This window comes from Methylobacterium sp. J-048 (genome assembly GCF_022829515.1).
Taxonomy (GTDB): domain Bacteria; phylum Pseudomonadota; class Alphaproteobacteria; order Rhizobiales; family Beijerinckiaceae; genus Methylobacterium.
The window spans coordinates 1-25,304 of sequence record NZ_JAKSYL010000190.1 but is presented as its reverse complement, the minus strand read 5'-3'; the positions used below and the strand labels follow the sequence as shown (position 1 = coordinate 25,304).

Annotated in this window: 23 protein-coding genes; 11 read left to right on the top strand and 12 right to left on the bottom strand. The window is 70.6% G+C overall.

What is annotated here, in order from left to right:
* Window positions 1–50: 50 nt before the first annotated feature.
* On the top strand, window positions 51–992 hold the full coding sequence (locus MKL09_RS19455; protein WP_244022846.1) for an HlyD family secretion protein: 942 nt from the start codon (window positions 51–53) through the stop codon (window positions 990–992).
* A 228-nt stretch (window positions 993–1,220) separates the two neighbouring features.
* On the opposite strand, the gene gudD is transcribed toward MKL09_RS19455, so the two are convergent.
* From gudD to kdgD, 3 genes are all read right to left on the bottom strand, one after another.
* Entirely contained in the window at window positions 1,221–2,570 is a 1,350-nt protein-coding gene (gene gudD / locus MKL09_RS19450; RefSeq protein WP_244022844.1) for a glucarate dehydratase, read from the bottom strand.
* Window positions 2,571–2,684: 114 nt separating this feature from the next.
* A complete protein-coding gene (locus MKL09_RS19445) occupies window positions 2,685–4,040 on the bottom strand; it encodes an MFS transporter (protein ID WP_279605992.1) in 1,356 nt (451 codons plus the stop codon).
* 99 nt (window positions 4,041–4,139) lie between these two features.
* Window positions 4,140–5,054: a 5-dehydro-4-deoxyglucarate dehydratase gene (gene kdgD, locus MKL09_RS19440; RefSeq protein ID WP_244022842.1), complete on the bottom strand. Its 915-nt coding sequence runs from the start codon at window positions 5,052–5,054 to the stop codon at window positions 4,140–4,142.
* A gap of 107 nt (window positions 5,055–5,161) precedes the next feature.
* Here kdgD and MKL09_RS19435 point away from each other — a divergent pair, with 107 nt between their 5' ends.
* The 4 genes from MKL09_RS19435 to paoC all read left to right on the top strand — a co-directional run bounded on the left by MKL09_RS19435 (window position 5,162) and on the right by paoC (window position 10,176).
* Window positions 5,162–6,067 (top strand): LysR family transcriptional regulator, encoded by a 906-nt coding sequence (locus MKL09_RS19435; protein ID WP_244022840.1) that lies wholly within the window; start codon window positions 5,162–5,164, stop codon window positions 6,065–6,067.
* Between the two features lie 306 nt (window positions 6,068–6,373).
* Entirely contained in the window at window positions 6,374–7,006 is a 633-nt protein-coding gene (gene paoA / locus MKL09_RS19430; RefSeq protein ID WP_244022838.1) for an aldehyde dehydrogenase iron-sulfur subunit PaoA, read from the top strand.
* Window positions 7,003–7,953: an FAD binding domain-containing protein gene (locus MKL09_RS19425; protein ID WP_244022836.1), complete on the top strand. Its 951-nt coding sequence runs from the start codon at window positions 7,003–7,005 to the stop codon at window positions 7,951–7,953. The genes paoA and MKL09_RS19425 overlap by 4 nt, the downstream gene beginning before the upstream one ends.
* Before the next feature lie 3 nt (window positions 7,954–7,956).
* Window positions 7,957–10,176: an aldehyde oxidoreductase molybdenum-binding subunit PaoC gene (gene paoC / locus MKL09_RS19420; RefSeq protein WP_244022834.1), complete on the top strand. Its 2,220-nt coding sequence runs from the start codon at window positions 7,957–7,959 to the stop codon at window positions 10,174–10,176.
* 158 nt (window positions 10,177–10,334) lie between these two features.
* Here the strand turns inward: paoC and pcaD are convergent, their stop codons facing one another.
* From pcaD to pobA, 6 genes are read right to left on the bottom strand one after another with little or no spacing between them, the layout of a single operon-like run.
* Window positions 10,335–11,528 (bottom strand): 3-oxoadipate enol-lactonase, encoded by a 1,194-nt coding sequence (pcaD, locus tag MKL09_RS19415; protein ID WP_244022832.1) that lies wholly within the window; start codon window positions 11,526–11,528, stop codon window positions 10,335–10,337.
* Window positions 11,519–12,898: a lyase family protein gene (locus MKL09_RS19410; RefSeq protein WP_244022830.1), complete on the bottom strand. Its 1,380-nt coding sequence runs from the start codon at window positions 12,896–12,898 to the stop codon at window positions 11,519–11,521. Before MKL09_RS19410 ends, pcaD begins: the two co-directional genes overlap by 10 nt.
* Window positions 12,895–13,608 (bottom strand): protocatechuate 3,4-dioxygenase subunit alpha, encoded by a 714-nt coding sequence (gene pcaG, locus MKL09_RS19405; RefSeq protein WP_244022828.1) that lies wholly within the window; start codon window positions 13,606–13,608, stop codon window positions 12,895–12,897. The genes MKL09_RS19410 and pcaG overlap by 4 nt, the downstream gene beginning before the upstream one ends.
* 1 nt (window position 13,609) lies before the next feature.
* Window positions 13,610–14,317 (bottom strand): protocatechuate 3,4-dioxygenase subunit beta, encoded by a 708-nt coding sequence (pcaH, locus tag MKL09_RS19400; RefSeq protein WP_244022826.1) that lies wholly within the window; start codon window positions 14,315–14,317, stop codon window positions 13,610–13,612.
* A gap of 43 nt (window positions 14,318–14,360) precedes the next feature.
* Window positions 14,361–15,731, bottom strand: a complete 1,371-nt coding sequence (locus MKL09_RS19395; protein WP_244022824.1) for an MFS transporter — start codon at window positions 15,729–15,731, stop codon at window positions 14,361–14,363.
* Window positions 15,728–16,936: a 4-hydroxybenzoate 3-monooxygenase gene (pobA, locus tag MKL09_RS19390; protein ID WP_244022821.1), complete on the bottom strand. Its 1,209-nt coding sequence runs from the start codon at window positions 16,934–16,936 to the stop codon at window positions 15,728–15,730. Before pobA ends, MKL09_RS19395 begins: the two co-directional genes overlap by 4 nt.
* A 133-nt stretch (window positions 16,937–17,069) precedes the next feature.
* Between pobA and MKL09_RS19385 the strand changes: the two genes are divergently transcribed.
* Together MKL09_RS19385 and MKL09_RS19380 are read left to right on the top strand one after the other, a co-directional pair.
* Entirely contained in the window at window positions 17,070–17,933 is an 864-nt protein-coding gene (locus tag MKL09_RS19385; RefSeq protein WP_244022819.1) for a helix-turn-helix domain-containing protein, read from the top strand.
* Window positions 17,934–18,042: 109 nt separating this feature from the next.
* Window positions 18,043–18,420: a PH domain-containing protein gene (locus MKL09_RS19380; RefSeq protein WP_244022817.1), complete on the top strand. Its 378-nt coding sequence runs from the start codon at window positions 18,043–18,045 to the stop codon at window positions 18,418–18,420.
* A 90-nt stretch (window positions 18,421–18,510) separates the two neighbouring features.
* On the opposite strand, the gene MKL09_RS19375 is transcribed toward MKL09_RS19380, so the two are convergent.
* From MKL09_RS19375 to serA, 3 genes are all read right to left on the bottom strand, one after another.
* A complete protein-coding gene (locus MKL09_RS19375; protein ID WP_244022815.1) occupies window positions 18,511–19,071 on the bottom strand; it encodes a cytochrome b in 561 nt (186 codons plus the stop codon).
* Entirely contained in the window at window positions 19,068–20,123 is a 1,056-nt protein-coding gene (locus MKL09_RS19370; protein WP_244022813.1) for a catalase family peroxidase, read from the bottom strand. Before MKL09_RS19370 ends, MKL09_RS19375 begins: the two co-directional genes overlap by 4 nt.
* 216 nt (window positions 20,124–20,339) lie before the next feature.
* Entirely contained in the window at window positions 20,340–21,563 is a 1,224-nt protein-coding gene (serA, locus tag MKL09_RS19365; protein ID WP_244022811.1) for a phosphoglycerate dehydrogenase, read from the bottom strand.
* Between the two features lie 510 nt (window positions 21,564–22,073).
* On the opposite strand from serA, the gene MKL09_RS19360 reads away from it, so the two are divergent.
* From MKL09_RS19360 to MKL09_RS19345, 4 genes are all read left to right on the top strand, one after another.
* Window positions 22,074–23,117, top strand: coding sequence for an ABC transporter substrate-binding protein (locus MKL09_RS19360; protein ID WP_244022809.1), 1,044 nt, complete (start codon window positions 22,074–22,076; stop codon window positions 23,115–23,117).
* Entirely contained in the window at window positions 23,114–23,893 is a 780-nt protein-coding gene (locus MKL09_RS19355) for an ABC transporter permease (RefSeq protein ID WP_244022807.1), read from the top strand. Before MKL09_RS19360 ends, MKL09_RS19355 begins: the two co-directional genes overlap by 4 nt.
* Before the next feature lie 3 nt (window positions 23,894–23,896).
* Window positions 23,897–24,709, top strand: coding sequence for an ABC transporter ATP-binding protein (locus tag MKL09_RS19350; protein WP_244022805.1), 813 nt, complete (start codon window positions 23,897–23,899; stop codon window positions 24,707–24,709).
* Between the two features lie 166 nt (window positions 24,710–24,875).
* Complete coding sequence (locus MKL09_RS19345) at window positions 24,876–25,148, top strand: usg protein (protein ID WP_244022803.1); 273 nt, start codon at window positions 24,876–24,878, stop codon at window positions 25,146–25,148.
* The last annotated feature ends 156 nt before the right edge of the window (window positions 25,149–25,304 follow it).

The window sequence follows — 25,304 nt, the reverse complement described above, 5'->3', positions numbered from 1 at the left end:
CGACCGCCCCCCCGCACTCCGCTCCTGTCCCCGACCGTACGGCTCCTCCCATGACCCGGCTGCTCGCCCTCTCGCTCCGCCTGATCGTCACCCTCGCCATGGTGGCGGCCGCGATCGTCGTCGGGCTCGCCCTGTGGGACTACTACATGGAGGCCCCCTGGACCCGCGACGGGCGCGTGCGCGCCGACGTGGTCGCCGTGGCGCCCGACGTTTCGGGCCTGGTCACCGAGGTCCTGGTCGAGGACAACCAGGTGGTGAAGCGCGGCGACGTGCTGTTCCGGATCGACCCCGAGCGCTTCACCCTGGCCCTGCGCCAGGCCGAGGCCATGGTCGAGGGCAGACACGCCAGCGCCGAGCAGGCGGCCGCCGACTACGTCCGCTATTCGAGGCTCAGCGACGCCGCCGTCTCGCAGCAGAAGGTCGAGCTCGCCCGGGCGACGGACCTGTCGGCGAAGGCCGCCTACGACCAGGCTGTGGCCGACCGGGACGTGGCCAGGCTCAACCTCGACCGCTCCGCCGTGAAGGCCTCGGTCAACGGCCGCATCACCAACATGGAGCTGCGGCCGGGCAGCTACGTCAACACCGGCAGGGGCGTGATGGCGCTGGTGGACAGCGACACGCTCCGGGTCGAGGGCTATTTCGAGGAGACCAAGCTGCCGCGCATCCATGTCGGCGACCGGGCCAGCATCCGCCTGATGGGCGATGCCGGGGTCATCACCGGCCATGTCGAGAGCTTCGCGGGCGGCATCGAGGACCGGGAGCGCACCGCCGGCGCGAACCTGCTCGCCAACGTCAACCCGACCTTCGCCTGGGTGCGGCTGGCGCAGCGCATCCCGGTGCGGATCAAGCTCGACGGCGTCCCCGACCAGACCCGGCTGGTCTCCGGTCGCACCGCGACGGTCTCGATCGCCGCGGACGGTCAGGCTCCGCGGCTCGACGTCCTGGGCATCTGGCGCAAGGTCCTGGTCGTCGCCGACCGCACGCCGAGATGACGCCCGCCGATCCGCGCCGATCCCGGAACGCGGAGGGCTGTCCGGTCGGACCGGGAAGGAAATCGAGCATGCCGGCCGACCAGGATCGTTGAACCACCGGGTCACCGCATCGTCGGCGGCCTTCGTCGGTGGTTCGGCGCGGGCACCGACTCGGGGAGACCTGATCGGGGCCGAGGCGCGGCACGAGCGGGGTCGATGTCGTGCGCGCGCGACGACATCACGGCGCCCTCAGCGGACGAGGCAGGGCTTCTTCGGATCGAAGGTCCAGCCTGGGATCAGGAACTGCATCGCCGCCGCGTCGTCGCGGGCACCGAGGCCGTGATCGCGGTAGAGGGCGTGCGCCCGCTCGACGCCCGACCAGTCGAGCTCGATCCCGAGTCCCGGCCGCTCCGGCACCTGCACCAGGCCGCCGCGGATCGCGAGCGGCTCCCGGGTCAGGGCCTCGCCGTCCTGCCAGATCCAGTGGGTGTCGATCGCCGTCACGTTGCCCGGGGCCGCCGCGGCCGCGTGGGTGAACATGGCGAGCGACACATCGAAGTGATTGTTCGAATGCGAGCCCCAGGTCAGGCCGTGATCGCGGCAGAGCTGGGCCACCCGGACCGAGCCGGCGAGCGTCCAGAAATGCGGGTCGGCCAGCGGGATGTCGACGGCGCCGAGCTGGATGGCGTGGTTCATCTGCCGCCAGTCGGTGGCGATCATGTTGGTGGCCGTGGGCAGGCCGGTGGCGCGGCGGAACTCCGCCATGATCTCGCGTCCGGAGAACCCGCCTTCGGCCCCGCAGGGATCCTCGGCGTAGGCCAGAACGTGGCCCTGGCCCTTGCAGAGCCGGATCGCCTCGTCGAGGGACCAGGCGCCGTTCGGATCGAGGGTCACGCGCGCCTTCGGGAAGCGCTCGTGGATGGCGGTGACGGCGGCGATCTCGTCCTCGCCGCGCAGCACGCCGCCCTTCAGCTTGAAGTCGTTGAAGCCGTATTGCGCATAGGCCGCCTCCGCGAGCCGGGCCACGGCCTCCGGCGTCAGCGCCTCCTCGTCGCGCAGGCGGAACCAGCCGTCGCGGGCCTCCGGCGCCCGATAGGCGAGGTCCGTGCGCGTGCGGTCGCCCACGTAGAACAGGTAGCCCAGCATCTCGACGGCGTCGCGCTGCTGGCCCTCGCCCAGGAGGGCGGCCACCGGCACCCCGAGGAACTGGCCGAGCAGATCGAGGAACGCCGTCTCCACGGCCGTCACCGCGTGGATGGTGATGCGCAGGTCGAAGGTCTGCAGGCCGCGCCCGCCCGTGTCGCGGTCGGCGAAGCGCATCCGCATGGCGTTGAGGACCGCGTTCCAGGCCCCGAGCGGCCTGCCGATCACGAGGTCCCGGGCATCCTCCAGCGTCTTACGGATGGCCTCGCCGCCGGGGACCTCCCCGAGGCCGGTGGCGCCGGTCGAGTCGGTGAGGACCACGAGGTTGCGTGTGAAGAACGGGCCGTGCGCGCCCGAGAGATTGAGGAGCATGCTGTCGTGGCCGGCGACCGGCACGACCTTCATCTCGGTCACCGTCGGCGTATTGCGCGCGGCGTGGCCCTGGTCGTTCAGCATGGCGTTCCTCCTCGATGCATGGGGTGGTTGAGCCGCGCGGCCGGTCTCCGCCGAGCGCGCGCGGCCATGTCGGAGCGGGATCGGACCGTTCTGAGATCGATCCGGTCTCGGAGGTCAGCTCGCTTTGAGCTCGACGCGGCGGATCTCGCCGACAACCACAAGGTAGCAGAAACAGGCCACCAGGGCGTTCAGGCCGACGAAGACCAGGGCGCCGTTGAACGATCCCGTGCTCTGGACGATGTAGCCGATCACGATCGGCGTGGTGATGCCGGCGGTGTTGCCGAAGGTGTTGAACAGGCCGCCCGAGAGGCCACCGCTCTCCCGCGGCGAGGTGTCGGCGACGACCGCCCAGCCCAGCGCGCCGATGCCCTTTCCGAAGAAGGCCAGCGCCATCAATCCGACGACGACCGCATCCGTCTGGACGTAGTTGCAGCCGATGATGCTCATCGAGAGCAGCATGCCGCCCACGATCGGGATCTTCCGGGCCGCGGTCAGCGAGAAGCCGCGCCGCAGCAGCATGTCGGAGATCACGCCCCCGAGGATGCCGCCGATGAAGCCGCAGAGCGCCGGCAGCACCGCCGCGAATCCGGCCTGCAGGATCGACAGGCCGCGCTCCTTGACGAGGTAGACCGGGAACCAGGTCAGGAAAAAGTAGGTCAGCACGGTGATGCAGTACTGGCCGATATAGATGCCGAGCAGCATCCGGTTGGCCAAGAGTTCGCGCAACGTCTTGCCGGCATTGCCCTGGGTCGTGGTGCCCTGCCCGTCCATGTCGAGCAGCGCGCCGCCGGCCTCGATGTAGTCCCGCTCCGCCTGATTCATCGACGGGTGGCTCTTCGGGCTGTCGACCACCCGCAGCCAGATGATCGCGAAGGCGATGCCGAGCAGGCCCATGCTGGTGAAGACATGATGCCAGCCGAAATTGTGGACGATCCAGGCCATCAGCGGTGTGAACAGCACCGTTGCGAAGTACTGCGCCGAGTTGAAGAACGCCGAGGCCATGCCGCGTTCGCGGGTGGGGAACCACGCCGCCACGATCCGGGCATTGGCCGGGAAGACCGGGGCCTCGGTGAGGCCGACCGCGAGGCGCAGGGCGAACAGCATGACGACGGCGGTGAGGCCGGTGAAGAAGCCCACGGCCCCCTGGATGAGGGTGAAGCCGGACCAGAGGGCGACCGCCGTCGCGTAGACCCATTTGATGCTGTAGCGGTCGAGGAGCCAGCCCCCGGGGATCTGGGCGAGGACGTAAGACCACGCGAAGGCCGAGAAGACGTAGCCCATCTGCACGGGCGTCAGGCCGAGCTCCTTGGCCATGTCGGGGCCGGCGATCGAGATGGTGGCGCGGTCGGCGTAATTGATCGTGGTGGCGGCAAACAGCATCACCACGATGAGCAGGCGGACGCGGGTACGGCGCGCCGCATCGGCAGCGTCGAGCATGGTGCTCGCCGTGCCGCTCGTGAGGGCAGTCATGGACGTTCTCCCAGGATGGATGCCGCCCGATTGCGCCCGGGCGTCGGGTCGGGCCGCCGTTGGTTCGGCAGCTCCGGTCTTGGCGAGGGTGCGTAGGCGCTAGCGGCGATCGCCGATCAGCGCCTTCAGCTCGGCGAGTTCCGCGGCGTCGAGTTCGGTGAGCGGCGGCCGGACCGGACCGGCGTGGCGGCCGACGGCGGTCATGCCCGCCTTGACGATCGAGACCGCGTAGCCGCGCTTGCGGTTGCGGATCGCGATGTAGGGCAGGACGAAGTCGCGCAGCTCCCGGTAGACCGCGTCGCGGTCGCGCCGGCGCACGGCCTCGTAGAAGGACAGCGCCCATTCGGGCAGGAAGTTGAAGATCGCCGAGGAGTAGGTGGTGACGCCCATCTCCAGATACGGCAGCGCGAAGGTCTCGGCGGTCGGCAGGCCGCCGACATAGGTGAGGCGGTCGCCGAGGCCGGCATAGATCCGCGTCATCAGCTCGACGTCGCCGACGCCGTCCTTGAAGCCGACGAGGTTCGGGCAGCGCTCGCACAGGCCCGCCAGGGTGTGCTCGTTGAGCTGGGCGTTGGCCCGGTTGTAGACGATGACGCCGAGAGCGGTGGCGCGGCAGACCGCCTCGACATGGGCGGCGAGGCCCGCTTGCTCGGAGCCGACCAGATAGGGCGGCAGCAGCAGGAGGCCGTCCGCGCCGGCCGCCTCGGCCGCCTGGGCGAGCTCGACCGCGAGGGCGGTGCCCTGGCCGGCCGGGGCGATGACCGGCACGCGGCCGCGGGTCTCCTCGACGGCCGCGCGCAGGACGCGATCGATCTCGGACGGCGTCAGCGAGAAGAACTCGCCGGTGCCGCCGGCGGCGAACAGGCCCGAGACCTTGTAGTCGGCGAAGCGACTGAGATTGTCCCGGTAGGCGGTCTCGTCGAAGCCGAGGTCGTCGCGGAAATGGGTGACCGGGAAGGAAAGCAGGCCCGATCCCAGCGCCTGGGCCATCTCGGCCGCGGTCATCCTCGACATCCGTTTCACTCCCTGATCTGCGCTATTCAGCGTTGCATCATGGGTAGATCGGCGGTTTAAATGCGTCCAACGCTCATTATAGCTGGATTATCCCGGATCCTGCATCAATGTTCGATCTCGGCCATGCCCGCAGCTTCATAGCCGTCGCCGAGGAAATGCATTTCGGTCGGGCTGCGGCGAAGCTCAACCTGACCCAGTCGCCGCTGTCGCGGCAGATCCAGATGCTGGAGCAGACGCTCGGCGTGACGCTGCTCGACCGCACCACCCGGGCGGTCCGGCTGACCCCGGCCGGACGCACGTTCCTGGCGGAAGCCTACCGGGTCCTGGCGGCGGCCGAGAGCGCCGCGCGCATCACGCAACGCGCCGCGCGGGGCGAAAGCGGCGTGATTCGTCTCAGCTTCACTGCGGCCTCGGCCTATCGCACGCTGCCCCGTGTCGTGGCCCATGTGCGTGCGCGGCTGCCCGAGGTCGATCTCGTGCTGGCGGAAATAGTCTCCGACGAGCAGATCCTGGCGTTGGAGGAGAACCGCACCGATCTCGCGATCCTGCGGCCGGCCCCGATCCTTCAGGATCCCAAATCGTCGATCGCGACGGCACCGCTGGTTAGCGAGCGGCTCCTGCTCGCGGTGCCGCGCGACCACCGCCTGGCGACAGGCCAGGTCCCGACGCTTCAGGATCTCGACGGCGAGGCGTTCGTGACCTGGTCGCCCAAGGGCGGCCGATACTTCATCGACCTGCTCGACACCCTGTTCGAGACCGGTGGCGTCGCGCCGCGGATCGTGCAGCGGGTGAACCAGGTCCACGCCATGTTGGCCCTGGTCGGAGCCGGCATCGGGATCGCCCTGGTTCCGGCGAGCACCCGCGGGAACAGCATGGCGGATATCCGATTGCGGCCGATCTCGCTCCCCGCAACCGCCCGGCCGGAGCTTTTGCTCGCGTGGCGCCGTGACAATTCCAATCCATCCCTGGTTTCGGTCCGGACCATCGCCCTGGAGATCCCGATCGAATCGTGACGCCGGCCCGGCGGCCTCGATGGACGGCACCGTCGCGTCCTCGGCGAGATCTGCCAAGCCGACGGCACCCAGCGGCACTGCCATGGCTAACGGCGGGCGCGCCCGCCGAGCCAGGTGAGCCCGATGCGGCGAACCCGCGGCGTTCATGAGCGGCGCTCATGGCCCCATGCCGATTTGACCCACTCATCCCCGGGCGTTCGCGCGGTACATTGGATCGTATCCAAGCTGCTCGTGTTGCCTCGGGCATTCCGCTATCGATGGATGGTCCCCGGCCCGCCATCTCCCGCAACAGGCTCGGAGACCATGATGGGACGACCTGGAGACTTAGCTATGAGTCGACGTGACATGGTCGCCGGCGCGACCGCCGCCGCCCTGACCACGCTTCCGTCCGGCGCCCGTGCCGGGTCCGCCGCAGCCGACAAGCCGGTGATGGCCAAGGTTGGATTGACGGTGAACGGGCAACGGCGCGAGCTCGAACTCGACATCCGCACCAGCCTGCTCGACGCGGCGCGCGAGCACCTGCACCTGACCGGCTCGAAGAAGGGCTGCGACCACGGGCAGTGCGGCGCCTGCACGATGATCGTCGATGGCCGGCGCATCAACGCCTGCCTGACGCTTGCCGTGATGCATCAGGGGTCCGAGATCACCACCATCGAGGGACTTGGGCAGCCGGACAACCTGCATCCGATGCAGGCGGCCTTCGTCAAGCATGACGGCTACCAGTGCGGCTACTGCACGCCGGGCCAGATCTGCTCGGGCGTCGCCGTCCTGGCCGAGATCAAGGCCGGCATCCCCAGCCACGTCACCGCCGACCTGAACGCGCCGACCGTGGTGAGCGAGGCCGAGATCCGTGAGCGCATGAGCGGCAACATCTGCCGCTGCGGTGCCTATTCCAACATCGTCGAGGCGATGACCGAGGTCGCCGGGAGGCAGGCATGAGGTCCTTCACCTACGAGCGTCCGAGCACGCCCGCCGAGGCCGCCGCCGCGGTCACCCGCACGCCGGAGGCCAAGTTTATCGCCGGCGGGACCAATCTCCTCGACCTGATGAAGCTGCAGATCGAGACCCCGGCCCACCTCGTCGACGTGAACGGGCTCGGTCTCGACCGGATCGAGGCGACGCCGGAGGGCGGCCTGCGCATCGGTGCGCTGGTGCGCAACACCGACCTCGCCGCCGACGCGCGGGTGCGCAAGGATTACGGGGTGCTGTCGCGGGCCCTGCTCGCGGGCGCCTCGGGCCAGCTGCGCAACAAGGCGACGACGGCCGGCAACCTGCTTCAGCGGACCCGCTGCCCGTATTTCTACGACACCGCCCAGGCCTGCAACAAGCGCCAGCCCGGCACCGGCTGCTCGGCCCTCGACGGGGTCAGCCGGCAACTCGCGGTCATCGGCGGCAGCGACGCCTGCATCGCCACACATCCGGGCGACATGGCCGTGGCGATGCGCGTCCTCGACGCCACCGTCGAGACCGTCGACGCCCAGGGCACCGCGCGCAAGATCCCAATCGCGGAGTTCCACCGCCTGCCCGGCGACGAGCCCGAGATCGACACGACGCTCAAGACCGGCGAGCTCATCACCGCGGTGACGCTGCCCAGGCCGGTGGCCGGCACGCATATCTACCGCAAGGTCCGGGACCGGGCCTCCTACGCCTACGCCCTGGTCTCGGTGGCGGCCATCCTCGGCAAGGACGGAACCGGGCACGTGGCCTTCGGCGGGGTGGCGCACAAACCCTGGCGGGTCGAGGCGGCCGAGGCCGATCTGCCGCGCGGCGCCAAGGCGGTGACCGACACGGTCTTCGCCGGGGCCAAGCCCACCCACGAGAATGCCTACAAGCTGAAGCTCGCCGAGCGGACGCTCGGTGCGGCGCTCAACCAAGCGAGGGCCTGAGCCATGAAGTTCGACACCCCCGCCGGCCAGAACCCGATCGACCAGCTCAAGGTCGTGGGCAAGCCGACCGACCGGATCGACGGCAAGTACAAGACCACCGGCACCGCGCCCTACGCCTACGAGCGTCACGACGTCGTGCCGAACCAAGCCTACGGCTACGTGCTCGGCGCCGGCATCAGCAAGGGCCGCGTCCGGGCGATCCATGTCGAGGACGCGAAGCGGGCGCCCGGCGTGCTGGCCGTCGTGACCACCCTGGAGACCCCGCGGCTCGAGCGCGGCATGATGAACACCGCCTACCTGTTCGGCGGCGACGTGATCCAGCACTACCATCAGGCCATCGCGGTGGTGGTGGCCGAGACCTTCGAGCAGGCGCGGGCGGCCGCCTTCCTGGTCGAGGTCGACTACGCCGCCGAGGCCGGCAAGTTCGACCTCGCGGCCGAGGCGAAGGGCGCGCCGCCGGTCCCGAGCGACAGCGGCGAGGGCAGCGGCGGCGACGGCGAGGAGCGGGTCGGCGATTTCGAGGGCGCCTTCGCGCAGGCGCCGGTCACCCTCGACGAGACCTACAGCACCGCCGACGAGAGCCACGCGATGATGGAGCCCCACGCCACCGTGGCGGCCTGGGACGGCGACAAGCTCACACTCTGGACCTCGAACCAGATGATCGCCTGGGGCCACGGCAGCGTCGCCAAGATCCTGGGGATCCCCAAGGAGAACGTCCGGATCGATTCGCCCTACGTGGGCGGCGGTTTCGGCGGCAAGCTGTTCGTGCGGGCCGATGCGGTGCTCGCCGCCCTCGGCGCCAAGGCGGCCGGGCGTCCGGTGAAGGTGGCGCTGACCCGCCCGCTGATCGCCAACAACACCACGCACCGGCCCGCCACCATCCAGCGCGTGCGCATCGGCGCGACCAGGGACGGCACGATCACGGCCATCGCGCACGAGAGCACCTCCGGGAACCTCCCCGACGGCGATCCGGAGACGGCGGTGAGCCAGACCAAGCTCCTGTATGCCGGCGCCAATCGCCTGACCGCGATGAAGCTCGCCCATCTCGACCTGCCCGAGGGCAATGCGATGCGCGCGCCCGGGGAGGCGCCCGGCCTGATGGTGCTCGAAGTCGCCATGGACGAGATGGCGGAGAAGCTGGGTCTCGACCCGGTCGCGTTCCGGATCCGCAACGACACCCAGGTCGATCCGCAGGCGCCGGAGCGCCCGTTCTCCCGCCGCGACCTCGTCGGGTGCCTCAGGCTCGGCGCGGACAGGTTCGGCTGGGCCAAGCGCAACCCGAGGCCCGGCCAGGTCCGGGACGGCCAGTGGCTCGTCGGCACCGGGATGGCCGCCGCCTTCCGCAACAACATGGTCCTGAAATCCGGCGCGCGGGTGCGCCTGGACGGCGCCGGCACGGTGACGGTCGAGACCGACATGACCGACATCGGCACCGGCAGCTACACCATCATCGCCCAGACCGCGGCCGAGATGATGGGCCTGCCCCTCGACAAGATCGTGGTGCGGCTGGGCGACTCGGACTTCCCGGTCTCCTCGGGGTCGGGCGGGCAGTTCGGGGCCAACTCGTCGACGGCCGGCGTCTACGCCGCCTGCGTGAAGCTCCGGGAGGCGGTGGCGCAGAGACTCGGCATCAACTCGGCGGACGCGGTGTTCGCCGACGGGGAGGTGCGCGCCGGCAACCGGGCCGTGCCCCTCGGCGAGGCCGCCGCCCAGGGCGCCCTGTCCGCCGAGGACACCATCGAGTTCGGCGACCTCTCCAAGAAGCAGCAGCAATCGACCTTCGGCGCCCACTTCGTCGAGGTCGGGGTCGATGCGGATACGGCCGAGATCCGGGTGCGGCGGATGCTGGCGGTCTGTGCGGCCGGGCGGATCCTCAACCCGAAATCGGCCCGCAGCCAGGTCATCGGCGGCATGACCATGGGCACCGGCGCGGCCTTGATGGAGGAGCTTGCCGTCGACACGAAGCGCGGCTTCTTCGCCAACCACGACCTCGCCGGCTACGAGGTGCCGGTCCATGCCGACATCCCGCACCAGGAGGTGATCTTCCTCGACGAGGTCGACCCGATGTCGTCGCCGATGAAGGCCAAGGGCGTGGGCGAACTCGGGATCTGCGGCGTCGGCGCGGCGGTGGCGAACGCGGTCTACAACGCCACCGGTATCCGCGTGCGGGACTATCCGCTCACCCTGGACAAGTTCCTCGAACGCATGCCGGACGCGGCCTGAGCGGAGCCGGAGGACGGGCCGGTTCCGAAGCTGACACGGCGTTCGGATGAGATGGGTCGCCGCCTTGCGAGGCGACCTGCGTGTTCGGCGCAGGGCGCGTCAGCGCAGCCAAATTGATCCCCGGCGCAGCGGAAAGCCGCGCACCTTGGCCAGGCCTCTCAGCTCGTCGGGACCACAGACGCATCGGCCCCCAGCGTGTCCCGCACCCAGCGGAACGCCCCGTTGGCGGCCGGGACGCCGGCGTAGATCGCGATCTGGAGGAGCAGCGCCTGCAATTCCTCCGGATCGACGCCGTTGGCGAGCGCGGGGCGGATATGGAGCTTGAACTCCTCCTCGTGCCCCAGGGCCACCATCAGCGCGAGGGTCACGAGCGAGCGCGTCTTCCACGGCAGGCGCGGGTCGCCCCAGACCTCGCCCCACGCGGTCCGGGTGATGAAATCCTGCCACGGCCCGGCAAAGGCGCCCGCGTTGGCGAGCGAGCGCTCGACATGGGCCTCGCCGAGGACGGTCTTGCGGTTGGCGAGGCCGGTCTCGAACGCCACTGCGCCGGTCGAAGCCGCCGCTCCGCGATGGCGGTCGAGGAAGCCCAGCAGATGGGCCGCGGCCGCTTCCGGGTGCTCGACCGCCAAGAGGTGCGCGGCCCGCGGGATCAGGACCAGCTCCGCCTGGGGGATGCCCGTGCAGATCTCCTCGGCCATCGTGGGCGGCGTCGCCGGGTCGTCCCGCCCGGCGATCACCAGCGTCGGCGCCGTGATCCGGCCGAGCACCGGCCGCAGGTCCATCCGCCCGATCGCCCCGCAGGCGACCGCGTAGCCGGCCCGGTCGCAGGCCGCGAACGCCTCCCGGATCGGGCCCACCACCGTCGGCGCCCGCTCGGCGAAACCCGGCGTGAACCAGCGCCCGAGCGTCGCGTCGACGATCGCCGCCGTGCCCTGCGCCCGCACCGTGGCGGCCCGCTCGTTCCAGCTCGCCTCGCTCGGCATGTAGGCGGCGGTCGCCATCAGGGTCAGGCTCAAGACCCGGTCCGGCGCCGCGGCGGCCAGGGCCTGCACCGTCATGCCGCCGAGCGAGAGCCCGACGAAGTGGGCCCGGCCGATGCCGAGCCCGTCGAGCAGGCCCGATAAGTCTCCGGCCAGGTCGGCGATCTCGGCCGGCGCATCGCGGGTGGCCGAGGCGCCGTGGCCGCGCGTGTCGTAGCGCAGCACCCGGTAGCGCCCGCGCAGGGCGGCGGCCACGCCGTCCCACATCGCCCGGGTCGTGCCGAGCGAGTTCGAGAAGGCGACGACCGGCGCGCCGCTCGGGCCGGTGAGGTCGTAGGCGATGTCGAGGCCGTTGACGGGGATCAGGGGCATGTCGGCTCCGGGGTCGAAGGAGTGAGGCGGGAGGCGAGCCGGTCGAGCTGCGCCAGCGCCCGGTCGGTCGCCGCGGCGGCGGCCGCGACCGGACGGTCGATGTCGAAGGCGCGGTCGAAATCGACGTCACGCGTCTCCGGCATCCCGGCCAGGACGCTGCGCAGGTCCCGGCCGGTGTCGCGGACCTCTCCGGCCGCGCGCTCCACCAGGGCGTGGGCCGCCCCGGCGCCGAGGGTCCGGGCGCAGGCCGCGGCGGCCGCGTCGGCGAAGAGCAGGCCGCGGGTGAGGTCGAGATTGGCGGCCATGCGCTCCGGCGCGATCACCAAGCCTTCGGCGAGACTGCGCGCCTCGCGCAGCGCGCCGGAGGCGAGGCCGAAGAGCTGCGGCAGGGCGTGCCACTCGGCGTGCCAGGGGCCGGCGGCGCGCTCGTGGGCGCTCGCCATCGCGTCGAGCAGCGTGGCCGCATGGCCTTTGGCGGCACCGAAGGCGGCGAGGATCACGGTGGCCGAGACCGGATTGCGCTTGTGTGGCATCGCCGAGGAACCGCCCCGGCCCGGCACGTGCGGCTCGGATACCTCGCCAACCTCGGTCGAGGCGAGGTGGGCGACGTCGCCAGCGAATTTCGCCAGGCTGCCGAGCAGCCGTGCCAGCCAGGCGCCGGCCTCGGCGATGCGAGCGCGGCGGCTGTGCCAGGCCACGGTTTCCGGGGCGAGGCCGAGATGCCCGGCGTAGGACAGAGCCACCGTCTCCGCCTGCACACCGAGACCCGCCAGCGTGCCGACCGGGCCGCCGAGCGAGGCGGTCAGCAGGCGCGTGCGCAGCTCCGGCAGGTGCGAAGAGACTTCGGCGAGGCCGAGCGCCCAGGTCGCCGCCTTGTAGCCGAAGCTGATCGGCGCCGCGTGCTGGCCGTAGGTGCGCCCGGCGCAGGGCGTCGCACGATGCGCCTCCGCGATCCGCCGCAGGCCGGCGAGCACAGCGGCGCTCTCGGCCGCGATCAGGTCGAGGCCGTCGCGCATCTGCAGGACCAGGGCGGTGTCGGCGATGTCCTGGGTCGTGGCGCCTTTGTGGAAGCCCGCCTCCAGATCCGCCGGCAGAAGCTTGCGCACCGCCGACACGAACGGGATCACCGGCACGCCCGCGAGCGCGGTACCGGCGCCGAGGGCCTCCAGGTCGAGCGCCGCGGGCGTGAGCGCGTCGAGGGCGTCGGCGAGCGCGGCTGGCACCAAGCCGACATCCGCTTCGGCCCGCGCCAGGGCCGCCTCGGCCCGCAGCATGGCCCCGAGGCGCGCCGCGTCGGAGAACACGGCGCGCATCGCCTCGGTGGCGAAGAGCGGCCCGAGCAGGCCGGAATCGAGGGCGGAGAAGGTCATAGGTCGAAGAACACGGTCTCGCCGTCTCCGCTTAGAACGATATCGAACCGGTAGGTCGGTGGATCCTCACTGATGCGGGGCGCGACCAGGGTCTGCCGACGCGCCTCGGGAACGCACGCGAGGATCGGATCCTCTTCATTCGCGTCGGCATCGGCGAAGTAGACGCGCGTGACCAGCCGCTTGAGCAGGCCGCGCCCGAACACGCCGACGGCGATGTGCGGGGCCTGCCAGCGGTTGCCGCCGACCTGGATCGGCACGGGGCCCGGCTTGACCGTGAGGAAGCGGAAGCTGCCCTCGGCGCTCACCGCCGCCCGGCCGAAGCCGATGAACCCCGGGTCGAGCGCCACGTCCGCGCGGTCGTCGGCCGCCCCGTGGTAGCGCCCGGCGGCGTTGGCGCCCCAGATCTCGATCATCGCGTCGGGGACCGGGCGGCCTTCGCCGTCGCGCACCGTGCCGACGAGCGCGATGATCTCCCCCCGTACCGGCCCGCGCGGCGGCGCAAGATGGAGGAGGTTGTGCTCCTCCGGGAACAGGTCGGTGCGCGCGCCGCTGTCGCTGCCGCCGACGAGGTCGGCGCCGCCCTTCCAGGGCAGACCGTAATGGAAGAACGGGCCGACCGTCTGCCAGGGCGTCTGGCCGAACAGGGCCGGATCCTGGTTGTCGGGCCGCGGGTCGGGGTTGCGGGGCAGGCCGATGGAATCGTCGGTCATCTCAGGGCTCCCAGGGCGTCGCGTCGCGCCCGCGCAGGACGATGTCGAAGACGTAGCCGAGGGCGTGGTTCGGCTCGGTCGAGTCGAAGTCGAACCGTGCCACCAGCCGGTTGCGGTAGGGCAACGGCACGGCGTTGGCGATCGGATCGATCTCGATCAGCGGGTCGTCGGGGAAGTAGAGCTGGGTCACCAGACGGGTCGCGAAGGCGGGGCCGAGCAGCGACAGGTGGATATGGGCCGGCCGCCAGGCGTTGCGATGGTTGCCCCACGGATAGGCGCCGGGCCGGATCGTCGTGAAGCGGTAGCGGCCCTGCGCGTCCGTGACCACGCGGCCCGTGCCGGTGAAGTTCGGATCGAGGGGGGCGTTCCACTGGTCGTTGCGGTGGATGTAGCGCCCGGCGGCGTTGGCCTGCCAGATCTCCACGATGGTGTCGGGCACCGGCCGGGCATCCTCGTCGAGCACCCGGCCGGAGACGATGATCCGCTGCCCGACCGCCTCGCCCGGTCCGCGCGCGTGGCGGGTGAGGTCGGCGAGCGCTGGCCCCATCAGCGCCTCCCAGGTTCCGGCCGGCCCGGTGATCTCGGTGAGCGTCTGCGGCACGCGCACCAGCGGCTCGCGCGGGCTGCGCAACGCCGTCGAGCGATAGGGCGGGAACAGCGAGGGCGGCTGGCCCGGATCCTCGGCTCTGTAGGGTCTGGCATCCGGCATGAGGATCCTCCTGTCCGGCGGGTGGCGACGAGGGGCGGGTAGGTCAGTGGCCGAGCGCTTCGGCCGGCGCGGTGGGCACTGGGCTTGGGCGACCGCCGGCGAGGCGCTTGACGACGATGGCCAGGGTGGCGAGCACGGCCGGGATCGCCACGACCGCGAAGGTCGCGCTCAGGCTCCAATCGGATAAGCCCCCGACGAGGAAGGAGCCGGCGATGCCGCCGAAGCGACCGAGCCCCAGCATCCAGGCCACGCCGGTGGCCCGTCCCCGCGTCGGGTAGAAGGCCGCCGCGAGGGCGGGGAGCGAGGATTGCGCCATGTTCATCAGGGTGCCGGCGACCAGCACCGCCGGGATCAGCAGGGCGAGATGCCCGACCGCCTGCCCGATCAGCGCGACCGCCACCGCGGTCAGCGCGAAGGTCGTCGCGACCACGATGTCGGCGTCGAGCCGGTCCATCAGCGCGCCCAGCAGGACGGCGCCGACGCCGCCCAGCGGAAACAGGGCCGCGATCAACGCCGCCGAGCGCGGATCGAGGCCGGTCTCGCGGAACAGGATCGGCATCCAGTTGACCAGGGCGTAGAAGATCGTGAGGCCGCAGAAATAAGTGATCCACAGCATCACCGAGCCGAGGCCGTAGGCCGGCGACAGGACGAGGCGCAGGCCGCCCGGCCCGTCCGGGGCGGCCCCACCGGGTGTCGCCTCGCCCAGCGTGTAGCGGCCGGCAGCCGCGACGCCGGGCACGACCCGCCGCAGGATCGCCGCGACGCGCTCCGCCGGCGCCCCGTGGGCCACGAGGTGGCGGATCGATTCCGGCAGGAGCGTCCCGAGCAGCAGGGCCAGCAGCAGGGGCGCGACGCCGCCCAGGATCAGGACGCTGCGCCAGCCGAAGGCCGGGATCATCCAGGCGGCGAGAAAACCGCCGAACGCCGCCCCGAGCGGGAAGCCGGAGAACATCAGGTTGATCAGGAGCGCCCGGCGGCGGGCCGGGACGTATTCGCTGGTCAGCGTCACGGCGTTCGGCATCGCCGCCCCGAGGCCGAGGCCGGTCAGGAACCGCAGGATGCACAGCCATGTGATGTCGGCCGCGAAGGCGGAGGCGAGGCAGGCGACCCCGAGCTCCGCGACGGCGGCGACCAGGACGGCCTTGCGGCCGTAGCGGTCGGCGACGGGGCCGGCCGAGAGCGCGCCCAGCGCGAGGCCGATCAGGGCGGCGCTGAGCACCGGCGCCAGCGCCCCGCGCGGTACGCCCCACTCGGCCATCAGCGAGGGCGCGACGTAGCCGATCGCGGCGGTGTCGAACCCGTCGAGCAGCACGATCAGGAAGCACAGGCCGAAGGTCAGGCGTTGCAGGCCCGAGACCGGGCTCGCGTCGATCAGGGCCGGCACGTCAATGGCCGGTGACGCATCGCGGATCATCGGCGCGCCTCCGGCGAGAGCCGCCCCGTGCTCGGATCGAGCGGCAGGCCGATATAGTTCTCGGCAAACGCCGTCTGTGCCGCGCGCGAGGTCCGCAGATAGGCGAACTCGGCCACCTGCATGCGGCGGTCGAAGCCGGTCGCCTCGGGGAAGCGGTGGGTCAGCCCAGTGAACCACCAGGAGAAGCGCTCGGCCTTCCAGACCCGGGCCAGCGCCCGCGCCGAGTAGCCGTCGAGGCCGGATTGGTCATGCCGGGCGTAGAAATCCTCCAGGGCCTCGGCCAGCATGAGCACGTCCGACACCGCGAGGTTGATGCCCTTCGCGCCGGTGGGCGGCACGCTATGGGCGGCGTCGCCCGCCAGGAACAGGCGGCCATGCCGCATCGGCTCGCCGACGAAGCTGCGCAGCGGCGCGATGCTCTTCTCGAAGGCCGACCCGCGCACGACGCCTGCGGCGGTCTCGGGCCCGAGGCGTAGGCACAGCTCGTCCCAGAAGCGATCGTCCGGCCAGTCCTCGACCCGTTCGTCGATCCCGCACTGGATGTAGTAGCGGCTGCGCGTGGGCGAGCGCATGCTCGACAACGCGAAGCCGTTGGCATGGCTGGCATAGATCAGCTCGTGCGCCGCCGGCGGCACCTCGGCCAGGATGCCGAGCCAGCCGAACGGATAGACCCGCTCGAAAGTTTTTCGGACGGCCTCGGGGATGGCCTGCCGGCAAGTCCCATGGGAGCCGTCGCAGCCGGCGACGAAATCGCAGGCGAGATGTTTTGGACCGGCGGCGGTCCGGTAGCTGACGGACGGGGACGCGCTGTCGATGTCGTGCAGCCGTACATCCTCCGCCTCGAAGACGATCGGCATCCCGTGCGTCTCGGCCGCGTCGAACAGATCGCGCATCACCTCCTGCTGGCCGTAGATCGTGACGGCGCTGCCGGTGAGGTCGGCCATGGCGATGCGAACGGTCTCCCCATCCATGGCGAGGTTCGTGCCGGTATGCACCAGGCCCTCGGCGCGAAGCCGCCGGTCGAGGCCGAGTCGGGCGAGCACCGCGACGGTGCCCTGTTCCAGCACCCCGGCTCGGACACGACCCTCGACGTAATCCCGCGTCCGGCGCTCGATCACGACGCTCTCGATGCCCGTCGCGCGCAACAGATGCGCGAGGACGAGGCCCGCCGGCCCGGCGCCGACGATCGCCACCTGCGTTCGCATGTTTCCTCCCGATTCGGGCCGATCTCTGGCGGATCGGTCTCCGGAGGCATCTTGCCGGGGCGGGCGGGCCGTGTGGATGGAGATGCGCGCGATTCCCTTGTACTTTTTTACCGATTCCAGTCGCGCCCCGCCGATGCCGAGACCCCTCGTCCCGCACTATCTCCTCTACGGCGAGCCGCCCCGGGCGATCGACGACCGCTTCCTGCACGTCGAAGACCTGGACGATCGCAGCCGGCCGGCGGCCTGGCGGATCACGCCGCACGCCCATGCCGACCTGCACCAAATCTTCTTGATCCGGCACGGGCATGGAACCGTGACCGCCGAGGGGGAGGCGACCGCGTTCGCGGCGCCCTGTGCGCTGATCATCCCGGCCGGCGTCGTGCACGGCCTCGTCTACGAGACGATCAGCGAAGGCCGGGTCGTGTCCGTCTCGGATACGTTCCTGCAGGCGCTGACGCGCGAGGAGCAGACCCTGTCGGGCGTGTTCGGCTCGGTGCGACGCCTCGCGCTGTCGCTGCCGAGCCGTCTCGACGCCGCGATCGAGGCGCTCTGGGCCGAGCAATCCCGGCCGGCCCCGGCCCGGAGCGCGGCCGTGGCCGCCCGTCTGACGCTGCTTCTCGTCGAGATGGCGCAGCTGATGGACGAAGCCGGCGCAGGCGCGCCGACGCAGCTCGCCGCCCAGACGCGGATCGTCGCCCACTTTCGCAGGGAGGTCGAGACCAGCTTCCGGACCGGCATCGACCTCAAAACCTATTGCGACCGGCTCGGCACCACGCCGGGCCGGCTGCGCGCGGCCTGCCGGGCGGTCGCCGAGACCACGCCCGGCCAGCTCATCGCCGACCGGATCGTCCTCGAAGCCAAGCGCGGCCTGCGCTACTCGACGCTGCCAGTCTCCGAGATCGCCTACGCGCTGGGCTTCCAGGATCCGGCCTATTTCTCACGGTTCTTCGCCCGCGCGGTCGGCATGACGCCCTCGGCCTTCCGCAACGGCGCGTGAGCCCGCGCGGCTGGGGCGGCGGGCCAGAGCTGAAAGCGCGCGTCCTGTTGCCGAAGCGGAGCCCGGCCGGCATGCTGCCGCCCGAAGCGGGCGACGGCGAGCGGTGGGCATGGGACTCCTCGACGGATTGCTGGGCCACGGCAGCGAGGTCGACGCCGCATCCCTCGAGCGGCGGCTCGCGGGCATCCTGATCGACGGCGAGACGGCGCGCCTGGCCTTCAAGATCATCCGCGACGTGTTCGTGTTCACGGAGCGGCGGATCATCCTGATCGACGTGCAGGGCGTCACCGGCAGCAAGGTCGAATTCACCTCGATTCCCTACCGGGCGGTGGTCCGCTTCTCGGTGGAGACGGCCGGCACCTTCGACCTCGACGCCGAGCTCAAGATCTGGGTCTCGGGCACGCCTCAGCCGATCGAGCGCACCCTGAAGAAGGGGACCGACGTGCACGGCATCCAGCGCGCCCTGGCGGAGGGCGTGCTGCGCTAGGCCTTTGGTTTTGCATCGCCTTTTTCCGAAAGCCGGCAACCACCTTTCGGGGTGATGCCTAGAGCCTCGTCCCGACCGCCGGACGCCGGCTCACCGGGGGGACGCGCCGGTCCGCGATCCGACGGGGGCCATCGCCTCGAAGACGCCGTCCCGGCGAACCAGCGCGTGGAACAGCGCCGCCGCGACATGGGTCAGCACCAGGGCGAAGAACGCGAAGGCGAGGTAGGAATGCGCGTTCCAGAGCAGCGTATGGAGCGCGGCGTTCTGCGGTAGGATCGCGGGCAGCCGGATGTCGCCGTAGAGCACGACCGGGTAGACGCCGGCCGACAGCATCGCCCATCCGAGCAGCGGCAGGGCGAACATCAGCCCGTAGAGCCCGTAATGGGACAGGTGCGCGGCGAGCTTCATCGGGGCCGGCAGGTCCGCCGGCAGGGGCGGCGCCCCGCTCCGGGCCCGCACCGCCAGGCGGACGAGGGCGAGGACGAAGATCGCCACACCCAGGGTCTTATGGGTCGCCAGCAGCGGCACGTATGTCGGCATGATCGTCGAGACCATGCCGACCCCGATGAAGAACATCGCGATGATGCACACGGCCATCGACCAGTGCAGGAGCCTTTGGCCGCCTGTGAAGCGCTTCTGTTCGGTCGTCATCGCCTCGCCTCCGACGTGCGCTCGGGATAATCCTTCGCCTCGGCGGTGCGCAGATCGTAGGATCGCGCGTAGGCCGCCGAGCGCGCCGCCGGGAACGGGTCGTCGGAGACCCGGATGCCGTCCGGCAGGATCGTCGGATCGAAGTTGATGTCGCGGCACGGGCCGTCCGCCTCGGGCTCGATGCGCTCGACCACCAGGGTGCCGGCCTCGACGCTGCGCCGTCCCTCCGGCCAGGCGCGGCTCGGATCCGCGGTCGGGTCGCCGGGCTCGGCGACGGTGAGGATCAGGCTCCAGCGCTGCGGCGCGGCCGCGACCCGCTCGGTGATCTCCCGCTCCAGATAGGCCTCGCCGCGCTTGGCGAGGTCCTCGGGCGCGATCCGCTCGGCCTGCGCCTGCGGACGGAACGACCAGCGCACGGCCTGCTCGGCGCCCGACGCGTTGATGAACAGGAAGGCGTCGAGGCTGTTGTAGGGCTCCTGCGCGTAGCTCGCGGTCCAGTCGGGGCTCTTGGCCCAGGCGCCGAACGGGGCGAATTCCGGATGCGCGGCGACGAAGGCCGCCATCGCGTTCGGCTCCTGGCTCGCGGGCACCCGCAGCAGGGCATAGAAGGCCTCCGGGTTGGAGACCGGGAAGACCGGCGCGTTGATCATGGCGGCGCGCCACACCGCACCGTCCTCCGTCGCGATCTGCAGCCCCAGGCCCCGCACCCGGACGGTGGCGTCCGGCGCGTCGGGATTGGGGGTGCCGAGGTTGAACCGCCCCAGGGTCGGATGGCGCCCGGTCTCGAACGCCCGGGCCCGAGACAGCGCGGTCCCGTTGCCGTTGGCCTCGAACATGCCGGTGAAGCAGATGCCCTTGGCGTGGTTGCGCCGATACCCGGGAACCGGCCCCGTCGGCGGCGCGAGCGCGTCGACGAGCTTCGTCGGTGTCAGGCGGCCGGGCGAGAGCCAGCCCGCGGTGTAGGCGAATGCGCCGGTCGCGCCGGCGCAGACCGCCGCGATGACGGCGAGGGAGGTCAGGGTCGAGCGTGGCCCCGACGATGGCAGCGGCATGTGACGGTCTCCCTTGGACGTCGCGCGGCGCCGGCCGCGGACGGCCCCGGCGCTGCGCGACGAACGATCCCGGTCCCGGACGGCGGCGGAGACCGGCTCCGCCCGCGTTCGAGGCCTCACACGCTGCCAGAAATTTTGAATTCAGGAAAGCAAAGCTTCAGCGCGCCGCCGAATATGCGCCGCGGTCGCGGAAAGACGGGTTTTCGCCCGCGCTGCTTACCCGGCCCGCTGCGCGAGGTGCCGCGCGCGCACCGTGCCGTCGATGCTCCGAAGCGCCTGGAGAACCGCGGCCGCCTCCGGCAGCTGCACCGACGCATCCACGACGACGTAGCCGAATTCCCCGTCGGTCTGCAGGTACTGCGCATCGATGTTGAGCGCGCGGCTCGAGAAGATCGCGTTGATCTTGCCCAGGACGCCCGGCACGTTCCGGTGCACGTGGAGGAAGCGCGCCCCGGAGAGGCGCGGCGGCAGCTGCACCTGCGGGAAGTTGACGGCGCCGAGGGTGGAGCCGGTCTGCGCGTAATCGACCAGCTTGCGGGCGACTTCCGCGCCGATCCGGTCCTGCGCCTCCTCGGTGGACCCGCCGACATGCGGGGTGAGGATGACGTTCGGGAGGCCCTGAAGCGGCGAGACGAAGCGCTCCGCGTTGGATTTCGGCTCGACCGGGAAGACGTCGATCGCTGCGCCGCCCAGCCGCCCGTCCCGCAACGCCTGCGCCAGGGCCTCCAGATCCACCACCGTCCCGCGGCTATTGTTGATCAGGTAGGCGCCGGGCTTCATCGACCGGATGCGGTCCGCGCTCATCAGCCCGTGGGTCGCGGGCGTCTCGGGGACGTGCAGGCTGACGACGTCGCTGGCGGCGAGCAGGCTGTCCAGGCTCTCCACGGGCTCGGTGTTCCCGTGCCGCAGCTTGTCGGTCAGGTCGTGGAAGATGACCCGCATGCCCATCGCCTCGGCGAGGTTGGATAGCTGCGAGCCGATATTGCCGTAGCCGACGATCCCGAGCGTCTTGCCGCGGACCTCGAAGGATCCCGAAGCCGACTTGTCCCAGCCGCCCGCGTGGGCGGAGGCCGAGCGGGGCAGGATGCGCCGGAGCAGCATGACGATCTCGCCGATCGTCAGTTCGGCGACGCTGCGCGTGTTCGAGAACGGTGCGTTGAAGACCGGCAGGCCACGGATCCGGGCGCTCTCGAGATCGACCTGGTTGGTGCCGACGCTGAAGCAGCCGATCGCGGTCAGGTTGGGCAGCGCGTCGAGAAGCGCCGGGGTGATCTGGGTGCGCGAGCGGATTCCGAGCACGTTGGTGTCGGCGAGGCGCTGCGCGTCGGGCAGCGTGATGGCGTGCGTCAGCAGCTGGACATCGTCGAGGCCCGCCTGCGCGAAGACCTGACGGGCCGTGGACGCGATGTTCTCGGTCAGGACGATACGATCCGTTGGCAAAACCGGCACCTCTGTGGATGGAAGGGCGCAGATTATCACGTTCCCGGCTTTTGGCTGCGCCGGCCATTTTCTTCGCGTGGGCGACGATGATCGATCGGACGATCGCCGTGCTCTTAAGTTGTAGGATCGCGTTGATGCGATCAAAGTCGGTAAGACCAGCCGGCGGTCGCGTTCCCGTCGGGACTCGACCGCGCAACTGCGGTACCGATCCGCGCCCGAAGCGTAACGCGACGCCGGGAGAAGAGCATGCCAAATACAGATCCCGTCGGGGCAGGGATTTCCAGCTTGGCCGCTTGATTTAAAGCACACATTCTGTTGACCTTGGACGCGTTGAGGCGAGAATATCGCCGATGCTTTTTCGCGTTGTCTTCCGCAGTAGGGTCGCTTTCATCGGGCTCGCCCGATCGCGGGCCCGGGATTGCTGACGGCAACTGGGTGGGCAGGTGTGCCTGCGCATCCAAGACACGTCCCCCAGAGCGTTCTCCAAGTCACTCTCCAAGGCACGCCCCGATGACACGCGATCTCACGACCCTGTCCCGCCGCCGCGCGCTGGCGTTCGGCGCGGGCGCGCTCGGGGCCGTGGCCCTGCCGGTCATCGGCGGCGCCCAGCAGGGTACGAGGCCTTCGGTGGTCCGGATCGGCTATCTGACGGCCCCCCGGGCCTGGGTGATCGGCAAGCATGACCGCGCGTTCGAGACCGCGCTCGGCGCGCCGGTCGAGTGGATTCTGTTTCCGTCGGGCGGTCCGGCCCTGCAGCTGCTCGCCGCCGGCAAGCTCGACTTCGCGATCTTCGGCAGCACGCCGATCGCGGCGGGCCTATCCCGTGGGCTGCCGATCCAGATCCTCGGCTCGCCCGAGGTGGTGGCGACCAGCGAACGCCTCGTGGTCAGGCCTGAGATCACGCAGATCAAGCAGCTGGAGGGCAAGCGCATCGCCGTGGCGCCGTCCTCCACCATGGCCTTCGCGCTGGAGGCGGTGATCCGGATCAACCGCCTCGATCCCGCGAAGATCAAGCGCCTGCCCCTCGGCCAGCCGGAGACGATCGCCGCCTGGAAACGCGGCGACATCGACGGCACCTACATCAACGGGCCGTTCTGGGGCGACCTGCTCGGTTCGGGCGGACGGCAGCTCCTCGTCTCCGGTGATCTTCAGCCGCACGGCTTCTTCTTCTGGAACTCGGCGGTGGTGCGGACGGACTTCGCGCAGCGCTTCCCTGAGACCGTGGTCACGTGGTTGCGGACCGTACAGGCCCAGTTCGATCGCTACCGGGCGGATCCCGAGGGCGTCGCCCGAACCTTGGCCGAGGATTTCGGCGCGCCCTTCGAGGCCGTGCGGGACACGCTGGCCGGCCTGTCCTATCCGACGTTTCAGGAGCAGCTGAGCCCGAAATACTGGGGCCGCACGGCGACGGCGAGCGGCGCGCCGTTCCTCAAGGCGCTCTCGGACACCGCCGACTTCCTGGCGGAGACCGGCGAGATCAAGCGCGGCGGCATTCCGGCCTCCTTCGGGCCGTTCGTGAACTACGGCTTGCTCAACCGCGCCTTCCCCGCGTGAGCCGGCTCTCGCTCCTCCACCGTGCCCTGCTCGGTGCGGCGTCGGTGCTGCTCATGCTCTTCGTCTGGGAGGCGGCGTCCCGCCTGTCGCTGGTCGACACGCTGCTCGTACCGCCGCCCTCGGAGATTCTCGCGACGGCGGCGGACCTGATGCGCGACGGCTACCGGCAGACGCCCCTCCGGGACCATCTGCTGCTCAGCCTCGCGCGATCGCTGGCCGGCTTCGGCGCCGCGATCGTCATCGGCATCCCGCTCGGCATCGCCATGGGCATGGCACCGGTCCTCGGTGCGCTGGTCGACCCGTTCGTCCAGTTCCTGCGCCCGCTGCCGAAGCTCGCCCTGATCCCCCTGGTGGTGCTCTGGTTCGGCATCGGCGAGACCTCCAAGATCCTGCTGATCTACCTGTCCACCGTCCTGACCATCGTCGTCGGGGCGGCGGCGGCCGTGAGCCAGATCCGGCGGCAGCAATTGCGGGCGGCGCGCGCGCTCGGTGCGCGTGGATTCACGATGTTCCGGTTCGTGATCTTGCCGGCGATCCTGCCCGACCTGTTCGTGACCGTCCGGCTCGCCTTCGGCATCGGCTGGACCACCCTGATCGCCGCCGAGATGATCGCTTCGGAGGCCGGCCTGGGCTGGATGGTCGTCAACGCCGGCGCCTATCTGCGCACCGACGTGGTCATGCTCGGCATCGTACTTCTGGGCGCCACCGGCTACGGGCTCGATCTCGCCCTCGTCGGGCTTCAGCGCTGGGCCACGCCCTGGGCCGGCAGGAGCTGATCCGTGAACCTGCAGGTCTTGATCGCGCCCGATCGCCGGGCGCCGCTCCCCGCGCCGCTGATCGTCGTGGAGGATGTGGCGAAGCGCTTCGTCGACGGGCGGACGGGGCGCGTCACCGCGGCCCTGGAGCATCTCTCCTTCGCCATTCGGGAGGGCGAGTTCGTCTGCCTGCTGGGACCCAGCGACTGCGGCAAGTCCAGCGTGCTGGACCTGCTCTGCGGCTTCGAGCAGCCCACCGAGGGGCGCATCGTCGTCGAGGGCGGTCCGGTCGGAGAGCCCGGCCCGGACCGGGGCATCGTGTTCCAAGAGGCGCTTCTGTTCCCCTGGCTGTCGGTGTTCGACAACATCACCTTCGCGCCCCGCCTCGCGGGCGTGCCAGCCGCGCTCTACCGCCCCCGGGCGGCCCGCCTGATCGCCCTGATGGGCCTCGACGGCTTCGAGAACCACGCCCCCTACGAGCTGTCCGGCGGCATGCGCCAGCGCGTGGCCATCGCCCGGGCCTGGATCTCGGAGCCACGCATCCTACTCATGGACGAGCCCTTCGGGGCGCTGGACGCCCAGACGCGGCTCGCGATGCAGGAGCAATTGCTGATCGCCCGGGAGGCGACTGGCGCGACGGTGCTGTTCGTCACCCACGACATCGAGGAGGCGCTGTTCCTGGCCGACCGCATCCTGGTCCTGAGCGGGCGGCCCGGGCGCGTCGCCCGCGAGATCGCGGTCCCGTTCGGCCGGCCGCGCCACTACGAGGCGCTTCTGACCGACGCGCGCTTCGGCCGGCTCAAGCGGCAGATCGTCGAGGAACTCCGCGCCGGCTGACGGCGGCGCTCACCGGGCCTTCCCCGGCAAGCCTTCACGTCCGAGAGGGCCCGGAGTGGCATAAGCACCTGCCGACACGAGGGAATATGGCGAACCGTTTCCTTGAGGCGGCAAACCGCCCGAGTTAGCCTGACGCCTCGGTCAACCGGCTTGAGTGAGTTGGGTGATGGCAACTGCGAAAAAGCGTCCGTCCTGGATCGACGGCTACAGCCTGACGACAGCAGAGATCTTCTATCACCTTCCCGATTATCCGCATCTTCTCCAGACCTTCGTCTGGCAGCAGCTCGACCTGTTCCCCCATCTCCCCGAATTGAAGAAGTTCCTGGCGTTCTGGCAGGAGCAGCTCGACGGCCCCGTGCATTCCGTGAAGGTGATGCATTGCCAGCTCCTGAAGCCGGCCGAGCTACGGGCCGTATCGGGGGATTTTTTGCTTCACTGAGGGCTTGCTTGATCTTGGCAAGACCGCTTCGGCTGTGGGGGGCAGTCGCGGTTTCTGCTGGATGAGTCTGGATGCGCCGGGGATGGATTCGGCGCACCGCGGACCGAGTGCGCAGACGAAGGCATCGCTGAGAAAATCTTTCCGACCCCACCGGTT